We start from the raw sequence: 12,986 nt of genomic DNA on the forward strand, positions 1-12,986 counted from the left end.
ACAAAATCTTGACATTCTTATGTTATTCTCTTTTGTATATTAAAAACAGGAGGTATATACAGTGATTGAAGTAAAAAATCTCGTTAAAAAGTATGGTACACATGCTGCGGTAAACGATCTTTCATTTACTGTTGAAACAGGAAAAGTTGTCGGTTTTCTTGGTCCTAACGGTGCCGGAAAGTCAACAACTATGAATATGATAACAGGTTATATTGCACCGACAGAAGGAGAGGTTCTTATTGACGGTATTGATATAATGGATGAGCCTGAACTTGCAAAGGAGAATATAGGATATCTTCCGGAGATACCACCGCTTTATCCGGATTTAAAAGTAAGGGAATATCTTTCTTTTGTTGCAGAACTTAAAAGAGTTCCTAAAAAGGAAAGAGATATTGAAGTACACAAGATAATGTCAAAGACAAAGACTCTTGATGTTTCTGAAAGACTTATAAAGCATTTATCTAAAGGTTATAAGCAGAGAGTAGGTCTTGCGGGGGCAATGATGGGCAATCCCGATATACTAATCCTTGATGAGCCTACGGTAGGTCTTGACCCGAGTCAGATAATAGAGATGCGTGAGCTTATAAGAGAGCTGAGTAAAAATCATACTGTTCTTTTAAGTTCCCATATCATGCAGGAGATAAGTGCTGTATGTGATGAGATAATCATTATAAATGAAGGAAAGATGATAACAAAAGATACACCGGAAAACATTACAAAGAAAATGGTTGATACAAATGGTGTTCACATTGTTGTAAAAGGTGATAAGACAAAAATCAAAGAGGCACTTAGAACTGTTTCAGGTATTAAGAATGTATCTTATGACAATGAAAAGGAAAATGAAAAAGATACGACAGGTCTTACAATTTACTGTGCCGAAGATGAGGATATAAGAGTCGAACTTTTCTATGCACTTGCAAAAGCAGAGTGTCCGCTTATCGAGATGAATAAACTTGATACATCACTTGAAGATGCATTCCTTGCACTTACAAGGGGCGGTTCAAAACAGTATGGCGGCAGAAAATTCAAAAAATTGAAGAGTGAAAAGAAATCAGAAGATAATAGTATATCTGATGAAAATATTGAGTTGGAAACCAACAATACAGATAAAGTTTTAGAGGCGGAAAGACCGGCTGTGGAAAAAGACAGCAAAAACATGAGTGATGATACAGACTCTGATATGGAAGGAGAGGAAAAATAATGCTTGCAATATATAAAAAAGAGTTGAGACAATATTTTAATTCTATGATAGGTTTTGTGTTCCTTGCGTTCTTTCTCGTTATCATAGGTATATATACATGGGCTTACAATCTCTCAAGCGGACTTGGAAACTTTGAGGTGACACTGGGCGGAATTTCATTTATGTATGTTCTGCTTATACCGATACTTACGATGCGTATAGTTGCAGAAGAAAACAGACAGAAAACAGACCAGCTTCTTTATACGGCACCGATATCTCTTGGAAAGATAATAGTCGGTAAATATCTTGCCGTTATGACATTATTTTCATGTGCATTTATTCCTATATGTATATATCCGCTTATCATACATATGTATGGAACAGATGTAAGGCTTGCACCGGCATACAGCAGTATTATAGGATTTTACCTTTTAGGTGCATCAACGATAGCGATAGGTCTTTTTATCTCATCACTTACGGAAAGTCAGGTAATCGCATCTGTTGTAAGTTTTATCACACTTCTTCTTACATTTCTTTTAAGTAATATTACAAGTCTTCTTCCCACAGAGGCTATATCACAGTGTGTTATGATAGCAGTATTATGGCTTGTCATATGTCTTGTTTTTTATCATATGATGAATAATATAACTGTACTTATCATGATGGCAGTTATTGGAGAGGCAGCAATATGGATAATTTATGCAGTAAAGTCTTCGATATATGAAAGTCTGCTCACAAATATATTAAATACGCTCGCATTGTCTACAAGATATGACGATTTTAGTCTTGGAATATTAAATTATGATGCGATAGTTTATTATGTTTCGATAGCATTCTTGTTTGTATTCCTCACGATTCAGATGATCAAGAAAAAGCGTTTTAATTTTAATTAAGAAAGGAGCAGTAAAATGAGTGAAGGATTAAAGAAAGTTAAAATAAAAAATGGCTCCGCAGGAATAAAAAGATCATTTACAAATAGAAAGTTTAAATCAGGAGCATATAGTTCGTTTATCACTGTTTTGGTGATAGCGATAGTAGTTGTTGTAAATCTTGTATTTGGAAAGCTTGATCTGTCAACTGACTTGAGTTCAAATAGTTTATTTACATTATCAAAAGATACTAAAAAGGCATTAAAGTCTGCAAAGAATGATATTACCCTTTACTATCTTGTTACGGATGGCAAAGAAACGGAATATATTGAAAAGGTTCTTAAACAGTATCCTAAGGTATCATCAAAAGTAAAGATAAAAAAAGTAGACCCTGTTGTAAATCCAGGATTTGCAAGTAAATATCTGTCAGATAGTGAAGCTGGTTCTGTTGCACAAAATGATGTTATAGTTGTGAATGATTCAACGAAGAGTTCGGCATATGTGCAGAATACTGATATGTTTTATACAAACACGGATTATTCAACATATTCACAGACACAGTACCTTGATGTTGAAGGAAAGATAACATCTGCGATACAGAGCGTTCTTGCAGAGAAAAAGACTAAGATGTATATTCTTCAGGGTCATGATGAACTTGAAGTAGGAACAACAATGTCAACTTCATTTAGTAAGATGAATATAGAAACAGAGGAACTTACACTTTATTCTGAGGATAAAGTACCTTCAGATTGTGATATACTTCTTATAAATGGAGCAACAAAGGATATAAGTAAGGAAGAAAAAAATAAGATTCTTGATTACATGAAGAAGGGCGGAAATGCTGTAATAAATCTTCAGTATGGGACAAAGGATACGCCAAATTTAAAAGAATTACTTAAATATTATGGTCTTAATGAGCAGATAGGTTCGGTATGTGAGACACAGGGAAACTACTATAACTATGTGAATTCTGTTATCCCTACTGTGGCTTCTTCTGACGATATAACATCTGATATTACAGGAGTTGTGGTAATGCCATCACCTGTTGGAATTTCAAAGCTTTCAAGTAAAAATATGAGAAAATCACTCACAGTAACAGAACTTATGACAACATCAAAAGGGTCATATCTTAAGCTTGATACTTCGTCAGGAAAAGCAGCTAAAGAGAAAGGGGATATCGATGGACCTTTTGATATAGGAGTATCTGTAACTGATAAGATTGATGATGACAAGAGCACGAAGCTTGTTGTTTTTGCATCAGCGTATGCTTTCTCTGATGATGTGATATCGACAAATCAGTTTGACAATGGTTCATTATTTACAAATGCTGTCAAGTCGCTGTCTGATTCAGATGTTGAGGAGACTTCGATAAGTGCAAAGAGTCTTTCATATTCTTATATCTCACTTACACAGGGAACACAGATTTTATGGGCAACTGTAATCATCATAATAATACCTGTTGGGCTTCTTGTTACTGGATTTATAATCTGGATGAGCAGAAGAAAGAAGTAAAGGAGGGGTAATATGGACAAAAGATTGTCAAAAAAAAGAAGGCAGTCATTGACAATTGTTGGATTATGTGTTCTTCTAATAGCATTAGTTATCAGTTTTTTTGCTGTTACAAAGTATAAGGATAATAGTGAAAAGGAAGAAGAAGCGGCAAATAATATACAGTTGTATTCTATAAAAGATACTGATATTGAATCTTTTCACTTTAAAAACAGCAAGTCTGAGCTTACTTTTGTAAAAAAGAACAATAAATGGGCATTGAAAGATGATGCAAAGTACAGTCTTGAACAGAGTAAAGTAAAGACGCTGATAGATGATGTTAAAAAGATATCTGCTACAAGTACCGTGACAGATGATTGTACTGAACTGTCACAGTACGGGCTTAAAGAACCGGTTTTACAGGTCGATATTACAGATAAGAATGGCAACACAAAGATGTTGACAGTAGGGAATGAATCTGTTGCGGGAGAAGGACGCTATGCGTATATAGATGATGACTCTAAAAAGATTTATATGATAGAATCATCATTTACTTCAGACTTTGAGACTACAAAAAAAGAATTAAAAGCTGAAGCCAAGGCAACAGCCGCTCCGACAGAATCAGCAAAATAATAAGATGGGAATGGAAAAGATGAAAAAGAATAATAAAGGAAAAACAGACAATAAAAAACAGATGCTTATCATAATAGCTGTGATAAGCATCATGGTTTTTGTCTGCATAGTATTGCAGGCTTATATGGAGGGATATTTTGGAGATAGAAAAAAGGATGATACTGCGGTTTTAAATGAAAAGACAGATGTAAAAGAAGATAAAGCGGATGATGTCACGCCGGCAGTTACAAAAGAGCCAGAAAAGAAAGTAAAAGCAACATCAAAAAAGAAAGTACAGAAAAAGAAGGTTAAAAAGAAGGCGAAGACAAAAACAAAAACGGTGCATATTGCGGCAGCTCCTGAGTCAAGTAAACCTATACGTGTGCTTATAACAAACAGTGATTTTTCAGATATGTTTCACCAGAATATAAAGGTAACTTCTTCAAAAAGTTTTTATGTAAAGACAGGTAATAAGACAAAAAGTTATCCTGCAGGAAAGAAAGTTGAATTTAAAGCGTCAGATAAAAAGTTAAAAGGGAAAAAAATTATTATTGGTTCATACAGCGGGGCAAGAATAAGAGTCCTTAATATAAAAAGGCTTGAAGAACACCCGCAGTACCGTGGGACAATGACTGTAAAATACAGCTCAAAAGGTCTTCTTCTTACGAATACACTTCCTATAGAACAGTATCTTTATGCTGTTATTCCAAGTGAAATGTCAACCGGAAACAATATTGAGGCGTTAAAAGCTCAGGCGGTATGTGCAAGAAGTTATGCATATAACCAGATGAAAGCAAAAAAATATGAGGAATATGGTGCCGATGTGGATGACAGTGTGGCATGTCAGGTATACAATAATATTCCTGAAAATGAAAAGTCGAGAAAAGCGGTTGATGCGACTTTCGGAGATGTTATGAAGAAATCGGGAAATGTTATAACGGCTTACTATTTTTCAACATCATGGGGGTATACGGCTGATGGTCAGGATGTCTGGAATACACCATCCAAAATTTCATATCTTGGCAGCAGATTTCAGATAACACAGAGGTCAAAAAGAAAAACGGGTATAAGTGGTTATGATCTTTCAAATGAATCAACATTCAGAAATTTTATAAATAGTGATACATGTAATACATATGATAGCAAAGAGGAATGGTATAGGTGGTCCGTCAAAATTAAGGAAAAAAGTTTGAGAAATCGTATAGATTCTGCTTTGAGTTCATGCTATCTGTCAAACAATTCATATGTACTTACAAAAACAAAGAATGGGGAGTATAAAAAGAAAGCAGTTTTTAAAACCGGAAAAATAAATGATATAATTATAAATAAGCGTGAGAAAAGTGGTATTGTATCAGAGATTATTATAAAGGGGAATAAAAATACCTACAAAGTCTGTAATCAATACAATATAAGAAAAGTCCTTGCACCGGTTTATGAAACAATAAAACGCCGGTATGGTGGAAATATGAATGGATATTTTATGCTTCCAAGTGCTGCGTTTTATATAGACAAAACATCAGGAGGATTTAGCATAACAGGGGGAGGCTTCGGACATGGAACAGGAATGAGCCAGAGTGGTGCAGGAAATATGGCAAAGCAGGGATTTAATTACAGTCAGATACTACGCCACTATTTTTCAGGAGTAAAAATAGTGACGCTTAAAGATTATTAAGATGAGGTGCGTCTGGAATGTAATCTTTCAAGTATATAATTGAGAAGACCGCCGAGAAAAAGTATATACATACATGCGTACAGCCACAGCATAAGCAGGGCTGCGGTAGTCATTGCACCGTAAAATTTAGAATAGTTGCTTATATTGTCTACATAATAGGAGTAGACATATGAAAAAGTAAGCCAGCCAAAACTTGCTACGATAGCTCCCGGAAATTGTCTTGAAAATTTTGTCTTTCTGTTTGGCAGTATCACATATAAAAGCCAGAAAAAAAGAAACAGGACAATAAGACTTAAAATGGCACGTACATTTATAATTGATGCAAGCGGTTTTTCGGTAAACGGAAAGTGCTGTCTTATATAGTAGTAAAGTTTATTTCCAAATACGATTACTGTAAGCATTATGACGATGAGCAGTGCAAAGATTATAGTATAAAAAAATGAATATAATCTTATAACGATAAAATTCCTCGACTCATCGACATCATAAACGGAATTTAACCCCTGGATAAGTGATAAAAATGCTTTGGAACCAAGCCATACGGCAGTTATTATTGTAGCTGGAAGGATTGCCTTTGCCTGAATATTATATATATCACCTATCATATTGCCAAGATATTCCCTGAAATAAGCAGGAACAAATGGCGATGTAAGTTGGAGAAGTGTGTGTTCGGAAAAAGGAGTATATCTTAAAAGTGATAGTAAAAACATTAAGAATGGAAAAAAGGAAAGCATCATAAAAAAAGCTGCCTGCCCTGCTAATGCAGATAGGGCAGCTTTTTTAAAATAAGACATAATTTTTGATATGCTTTTATATATATAATTTATGATTCTTACTATCTTTCTGAAAAAATTTAATTCTTTATCGTGCCTGCCATCATTTGTCTGGTTCATATCAATCCTCATATGTATATTTTATTAAAATCAGAAAAAAATTATTCATCAGAGGTAATAAGACTATAGTCACCAGATAAAAGTGTTTTTATAAGTTGTTCTTCTGTAGTTATATCATTTTCTGTAATGATTCCACCATGTGCAAGATCCTCTTTTTCATGGAAATCACTTCCGGAAGTCATGATAAGATCATGTTCATAAGCCCAGGCGTAAGTCTTATCATTGTTACTGTTATGTCTCGGGTTGCCATTGTAAACCTCTGCACCATCGAGAAGAGCTGGGTTTACAGGTTCACAGTATGCTCTTCCGGGATGAGCTTGGATTATAAGTATTCCCTCATTATGGCATATTTCTGATAATTCTTCGATGGAAAGATTATACAGGAAACTATGTTTGAAGAAAAAACTTTCATTTGCACCATATAAAAGATAGTCATTAGGACTTTCTGTAAGAGTGACTTCACAGCCCAATAATACATTTATATCATATCTTTTTGCGTATTTTAAAGCAGCTCTATATCCTTTTAAAAAATGGAAAGTAACTTCATCAGGTGTTTTTGCACCATTTTTTTCGCTTGCCCATTTGCTGTAATGGTCAGTGATGACAACAGCACCGTATCCTGCTTCTTTGTACATTTTTAAAATTTCATTTGCACTTATATGAGCACAAGGACTAGTTTCACTTGTGTGTGTATGCATTTCAACTTTCATTTATGTTGCTCGCCTCCGATTATAAAAGTTAGTGTTGACATAATAGTGATTATTAGTATAGCATTATGCGGCAGACAAGACAACTATTATAAAAAATCATGAAAAAAAAGAATAAAATATGTGAAACAGTCATATTTTTAGTAAGATTTGTGGTAATATATACATAAAAAGAATTTAGGAGGAATTAAAATGCATAGTTTTCAGGAAGTTTCAATTGATTATATGGATATGAATCCGTTTAAAAAAATAGGAAAGGACTGGATGCTTGTTACGGCAGGTGATGAAGAAAAAGCAAATTCCATGACTGCATCATGGGGGGCAGTAGGAGAGATGTGGGGAAAAGATTCTGTATTTGTATTTATCAGACAGAGCAGATTCACAAAAGAATTTATTGACAAAAAAGGTAAATTTTCTTTGAGCTTTCCGGGAGAAGAGTACCGCATGGACATGAAGTACCTTGGTTCAGTTTCGGGGCGTGATGAGGATAAGATGAAAGCTGCAAAGGTACAGGTTGACTACTGTGACGGTGTACCTTATATTGATGATGCAAATCTTGTATTTATATGTGAGGTTATGTCCCAGACGAAGATAGAACCAAAAGACTTTCTTGATGGTACAATAGATGATACATGGTATAAAGACAAGGATTACCACACGATGTATATTGCTAAGATAACTAAGATACTTGCAAGGTAAATTGGATTATATATTATGCATAAAGCATAGTTTTACTGTTGTTTTTCAAACAAAACTTAAATGTCTTATTTTTAGGGTAAAAGCTTTCATTTTTATTGTGTATCATCTTTTGTTTGTTTAAAATACAATAGGAAATGTGAACAAGATGTGAATAAAGTTGTTGACAACTATAGTGAAAAGTTGTATTGTATATTGGCTAAAGATTTGGATATACGATACTACAAATAAAATATTCAAAATGGAGGAGAAAATTTTATGAGACTTTCAAAATTTACTAAAAAAGGAGTTGCAGTTGCATTAGCACTCTCAATGGTAGTAGTAGGAAACGCAGGAATGACACAGAAGGCAAGTGCAGCAAAGAAATTTAAGACATATGTTATGTTCGCTGATGAGAAGTGGAAAGTAACAGCAAATATGGATACAGCAAAGGGAACTTACAATTCACCAAAGACAATCACAGCTAAGAAAGGTACACAGAATGTATCTATGACTCTTAAGAGAAGTGATATCAACGGAGCAAAAGAGAGCATCACAAAGGCTGCTGTATTCTGCGTAGATGTAGAAGATGCTATGAAGACATATAAGCCAAATCAGATTAAGATCTCAGATGTTAAGATTGCAGTTGATGGCAAGAACATTGCAGTTAAGGCAAACAAACTTAAACAGGGTTATCTTGAGGAAGATCAGAAGAACAATAAGTTCCGTCTTGAAATCTTCAATGTTTATGGAAAAGGTGGCACAGGTGCTAAGAAAGCAAACTATCCTGTAGACCCTAATAAATTAAAATTCAAGAAGACTCTTAAAGTAAGCTTTAAGATTACATTTAAGAAATAATCTTCTTAAGATATTTGCAGAAACCTTTAAGAACAGTATAACGATAAATTAAATTTTATAATACATATTGCTTTTACTGAACGGTTAAGAGTGATTATGGAAAATGGATTGTCAATAAGATTTTATGACAGTCCATTTTTCGCGTAAAATGAGAGGGACAGGAGGTTATATGGCAGACCAGGGAAAGTTTATGGAAGAATTGGAAGCTGTTAAAAATATTGCAGTTTCACAAAATAATAGTCTCACAAAAGAAGAAATAAAAAAATATCTCAGTGATATGGACTTATCAGAAGAACAATTTGAACAGGTATATTATTATCTTTCACTTTCAGGAATCAGTATAGAAGGATATAGGTTTGTTCCGAAGGCTGTTGATATAAAGAATGATACAGCAGAACCTAAAAAAGCTGAAAAAGAAGTGTCAGAAGACGGTAAAAAATCTGATGGAGATAAGGCGGATGCCGGTTCTAAAGAATTGTCAAAAAAACGTGCAGAATACAACAGTAAAATGTATATGGACGAGATAGGGAAGCTTGATTATTACGAAGACAGAGCTGAGAAGAAAATTATTTCTGAGTTTCTTAATGGAGATAAGGATGCGAGAAATAAATTTATAGAAAACAGACTTACACAGGTTATAAATATAGCAAACAAATATTCTGACAGAGAAGCTGTGAAAAAAGAAGTTATAGGAACTGATGAACTTATAGCAGAAGGGAATGTCGGTTTGCTTGAAGCGGTATCTGTTATTGAGCAGAATAAGAAAAATTTTTTAGATACTTTGGGAAATCCGGTTTTTGAAAGTATAGATGGTACTATATATATGGAAGTGACAAATGCAATAGAATCTTTACTTGATACAATGACATCTGACAAAGACTGGGAGACCGCTGTACTTGCAAGGACAAACCTTCTCAATGAGGCAGCCAAATATATGACTGAGGAGATGGGCAGAGTTCCTACTAAAGAGGAATTATCTGAATATACAAAGATTTCTGTCGATGAAATAAGAGGAATTATGGGGTTGTCGAAAGATACTCAGAGAATAGCCGATACTACAGCAGTAAGATTTAGAAAATAAAGGGTATCCACAATATTTTGTGATTTTGTATAAAATGTCCACAATATATTGTGGACATTTTTGCTTTCAGGTGATATAATGTTTTTTGCGTTTTGGCAAATGTATACGCTGCATCATATATATGCGGCGTTTCATTATGCATAAAACATAGTGTCTGATCGTGTATAACATGTATCGCACCTATATTAGATTGGAGGAAATATGATGAAGGTAATCAAGAGGGATGGCAGAGTAGTTGAGTATGATCGTAATAAGATTGTTATTGCAATTCAGAAAGCCAATGCGGAGGTAGATAAAAGTGAGCAGGTAAACGAAGAAAAGATAGATTCTATCGTTGCTGGAATCGAGAATAAGCATGTAGACAACATGATGGTTGAAGATATTCAGGATATGATAGAGCAGAAGCTTATGAGCGAGGGGAAATTCGAGCTTGCTAAGAAGTACATAATCTACAGATATACAAGAGAGATGGTACGCAGGGCTAATACTACTGACGACTCTATTATGAGCCTTATAAAAAACAGCAATAAAGATGTAATGGAAGAAAATTCTAACAAGAATGCTTATATCGCTTCAACACAGAGGGACCTTATAGCGGGTGAGGTTTCAAAAGATCTTACAAAGCGTGTACTTCTTCCGGAAAAGATAGTCAGAGCACATGAAGAGGGAATACTTCATTTTCATGATATGGATTATTTCCTTCAGAGCATATTTAACTGTTGCCTGATAAATATAGGAGACATGCTTGAAAATGGAACAGTCATGAACGGAAAACTTATAGAAACGCCAAAGAGTTTTCAGGTTGCATGTACGGTTATGACACAGATAATATCAGCAGTTGCAAGCAGTCAGTACGGCGGCCAGTCAGTTGATATAAGACATCTTGGAAAGTATCTTAGAAAGAGTCATGACAAATATGAAGCACATTACAGAGCAAAATATGGTGATACTATAACTGAGGATATTCTTGAAGAATTTGTGAGCGACAGACTTCATGATGAATTAAAATCAGGTGTACAGACAATACAGTATCAGATAAATACACTTATGACTACAAATGGTCAGTCACCTTTTGTAACGCTTTTCCTTAATCTTGATAAAGATGATCCATATATTGAAGAAAATGCTATGATAATAGAAGAAATTCTTAATCAGAGAATTGAGGGAATCAAAAATGAAAAGGGAGTATATGTAACACCGGCATTTCCTAAACTCATATATGTGCTCGATGAACATAATTGTCTTAAAGGCGGTAAATATGATTATCTTACAAAATTAGCTGTAAAATGTTCTGCAAAGAGAATGTATCCTGATTATATATCAGCAAAGAAAATGCGTGAAAATTATGAAGGAAATGTATTTTCATGCATGGGCTGCCGAAGCTTTCTTACTCCGTGGAAAGATGAAAATGGAGAGTATAAATTTGAGGGAAGATTTAACCAGGGTGTTGTCAGCATAAATCTTCCGCAGATAGCGATAATATCTCAGGGTGATGAGGAAAAGTTCTGGACCTTGCTTGAAGAAAGATTGGCACTTTGTTTTGAGGCACTTATGGCAAGACATCACGCACTTGAGGGAACATTGTCAAATGTAAGTCCTATCCATTGGCAGTATGGAGCTATCGCAAGACTTGGAAAAGATGAGCCTATAGATAAACTTCTTCATGATGGATATTCGACAATATCACTCGGATATATAGGTGTGTACGAGACAACAAAACTCATGACGGGAGTGAGTCATACAGACCCAAAAGGAACAAACTTTGCACTCAGACTTATGCAGAGATTAAGACTTGCGTGTGATACATGGAAACTTGAGACAGGTATAGGATTCGGTCTTTACGGAACACCTGCGGAGAGTCTCTGCTACAGATTCGCTGAAATTGACAAGAAGAAATTCGGTGTGATAAAGGATGTGACAGACAAGGGATACTACACAAATTCATATCATGTCGATGTTCGTGAAAAGATAGATGCATTTGAAAAGTTCAAATTTGAGAGCCAGTTCCAGAAGATTTCATCAGGTGGTGCTATCTCATATGTAGAGATACCAAATCTCAGGAACAATCTTGAAGCACTTGAAGATGTGGTTAAATTTATATATGAAAACATACAGTACGCTGAGTTTAATACAAAATCAGATTATTGTCATGTGTGTGGATATGACGGAGAGATAATCATAAACGATGATCTTGAGTGGGAGTGCCCACAGTGTCACAACAAAGACAAGAACAAAATGACTGTTATAAGAAGAACCTGTGGTTATCTTGGAGAAAATTTCTGGAATGTCGGAAAGACTAAGGAAATCAATTCAAGAGTGCTTCATTTATAAGGGGATAACAATGAATTACGCTGACATAAAAAGGATAGATGTTGCAAACGGACCGGGAGTAAGGGTATCGTTGTTCGTGAGTGGATGCACGCATCACTGTAAGGAGTGTTTTAATCAGGAAACATGGGATTTTCAGTATGGAAAACTTTTTGATGAAAAAGCTGAGGACGAGATAATAGAGTATCTTAAACCTGATTATATAAAAGGGTTTACGCTTCTTGGCGGTGATCCGATGGAAAAGACAAATCAGGAGGCCCTTATACCATTACTTGAAAAGGTTAAGAGAGAATATCCTGAAAAATCAGTATGGTGTTATACAGGATATGATTTTGAAAAAGACATAAAAGAAGATATGCTTAAGAACTGGGAAGTGACAAAAAAATTCATGTCATACATAGATGTACTGGTAGATGGAGAGTTTAAACTTGAATTAAAAGACCTGAATCTTGTGTTCAGAGGTTCATCAAACCAGAGGATAATCATGGTCAAAGAATCGCTTGAGAGTGGAAATATTGTTTTATGGGAAGAACCAAAGGGATAAAATAGTAACAGTTCAGCCTTTCATTTCCTCAATTCATAAACCTGCCAGCAAGCTGTCAGTCGCTGCTACGCAGCTTTTG

12 protein-coding genes are annotated in these 12,986 nt (G+C 34.9%); 10 read left to right on the forward strand and 2 right to left on the reverse strand.

The window, feature by feature from the left end:
- The first annotated feature begins 61 nt into the window (after nt 1–61).
- Genes KQI69_RS08705 through KQI69_RS08725 form a run of 5 tightly spaced genes read left to right on the forward strand, consistent with a single transcriptional unit; the run spans nt 62 to nt 5,821 of the window.
- The gene (locus tag KQI69_RS08705; RefSeq protein WP_216564988.1) at nt 62–1,201 is read left to right on the forward strand and encodes an ABC transporter ATP-binding protein; all 1,140 of its coding nucleotides are present in this window, start codon (nt 62–64) and stop codon (nt 1,199–1,201) included.
- Nucleotides 1,201–2,073, forward strand: a complete 873-nt coding sequence (locus tag KQI69_RS08710; RefSeq protein ID WP_216564989.1) for an ABC transporter — start codon at nt 1,201–1,203, stop codon at nt 2,071–2,073. The genes KQI69_RS08705 and KQI69_RS08710 overlap by 1 nt, the downstream gene beginning before the upstream one ends.
- 15 nt (nt 2,074–2,088) lie before the next feature.
- Complete coding sequence (locus KQI69_RS08715; protein ID WP_216564990.1) at nt 2,089–3,561, forward strand: Gldg family protein; 1,473 nt, start codon at nt 2,089–2,091, stop codon at nt 3,559–3,561.
- Nucleotides 3,562–3,573: 12 nt separating this feature from the next.
- Nucleotides 3,574–4,170: a DUF4340 domain-containing protein gene (locus tag KQI69_RS08720; protein ID WP_216564991.1), complete on the forward strand. Its 597-nt coding sequence runs from the start codon at nt 3,574–3,576 to the stop codon at nt 4,168–4,170.
- Between the two features lie 19 nt (nt 4,171–4,189).
- Nucleotides 4,190–5,821, forward strand: a complete 1,632-nt coding sequence (locus KQI69_RS08725) for a SpoIID/LytB domain-containing protein (protein ID WP_216564992.1) — start codon at nt 4,190–4,192, stop codon at nt 5,819–5,821.
- On the opposite strand, the gene KQI69_RS08730 is transcribed toward KQI69_RS08725, so the two are convergent.
- Entirely contained in the window at nt 5,818–6,714 is an 897-nt protein-coding gene (locus tag KQI69_RS08730; RefSeq protein WP_216564993.1) for a YihY/virulence factor BrkB family protein, read from the reverse strand. The two genes, KQI69_RS08725 and KQI69_RS08730, sit on opposite strands and share 4 nt — an antisense overlap.
- A gap of 41 nt (nt 6,715–6,755) precedes the next feature.
- Nucleotides 6,756–7,424 carry a PHP domain-containing protein gene (locus KQI69_RS08735; protein WP_216564994.1) on the reverse strand — a complete coding sequence of 223 codons (669 nt, stop codon included), beginning with the start codon at nt 7,422–7,424 and terminating at the stop codon, nt 6,756–6,758.
- 189 nt (nt 7,425–7,613) lie between these two features.
- On the opposite strand from KQI69_RS08735, the gene KQI69_RS08740 reads away from it, so the two are divergent.
- From KQI69_RS08740 to nrdG, 5 genes are all read left to right on the forward strand, one after another.
- Nucleotides 7,614–8,120 carry a flavin reductase family protein gene (locus tag KQI69_RS08740; RefSeq protein WP_216564995.1) on the forward strand — a complete coding sequence of 169 codons (507 nt, stop codon included), beginning with the start codon at nt 7,614–7,616 and terminating at the stop codon, nt 8,118–8,120.
- 255 nt (nt 8,121–8,375) lie between these two features.
- Nucleotides 8,376–8,954, forward strand: a complete 579-nt coding sequence (locus KQI69_RS08745) for a hypothetical protein (protein ID WP_216564996.1) — start codon at nt 8,376–8,378, stop codon at nt 8,952–8,954.
- A 169-nt stretch (nt 8,955–9,123) separates the two neighbouring features.
- Entirely contained in the window at nt 9,124–10,035 is a 912-nt protein-coding gene (locus KQI69_RS08750) for a sigma-70 domain-containing protein (protein WP_216564997.1), read from the forward strand.
- A 204-nt stretch (nt 10,036–10,239) separates the two neighbouring features.
- Complete coding sequence (gene nrdD, locus KQI69_RS08755; RefSeq protein WP_216564998.1) at nt 10,240–12,366, forward strand: anaerobic ribonucleoside-triphosphate reductase; 2,127 nt, start codon at nt 10,240–10,242, stop codon at nt 12,364–12,366.
- 10 nt (nt 12,367–12,376) lie between these two features.
- Complete coding sequence (gene nrdG / locus KQI69_RS08760) at nt 12,377–12,907, forward strand: anaerobic ribonucleoside-triphosphate reductase activating protein (RefSeq protein ID WP_216564999.1); 531 nt, start codon at nt 12,377–12,379, stop codon at nt 12,905–12,907.
- Nucleotides 12,908–12,986 lie beyond the last annotated feature (79 nt).

The sequence above is a fragment of the Eubacterium sp. MSJ-13 genome (assembly GCF_018918235.1).
Lineage (GTDB): Bacteria > Bacillota > Clostridia > Lachnospirales > Lachnospiraceae > Butyribacter.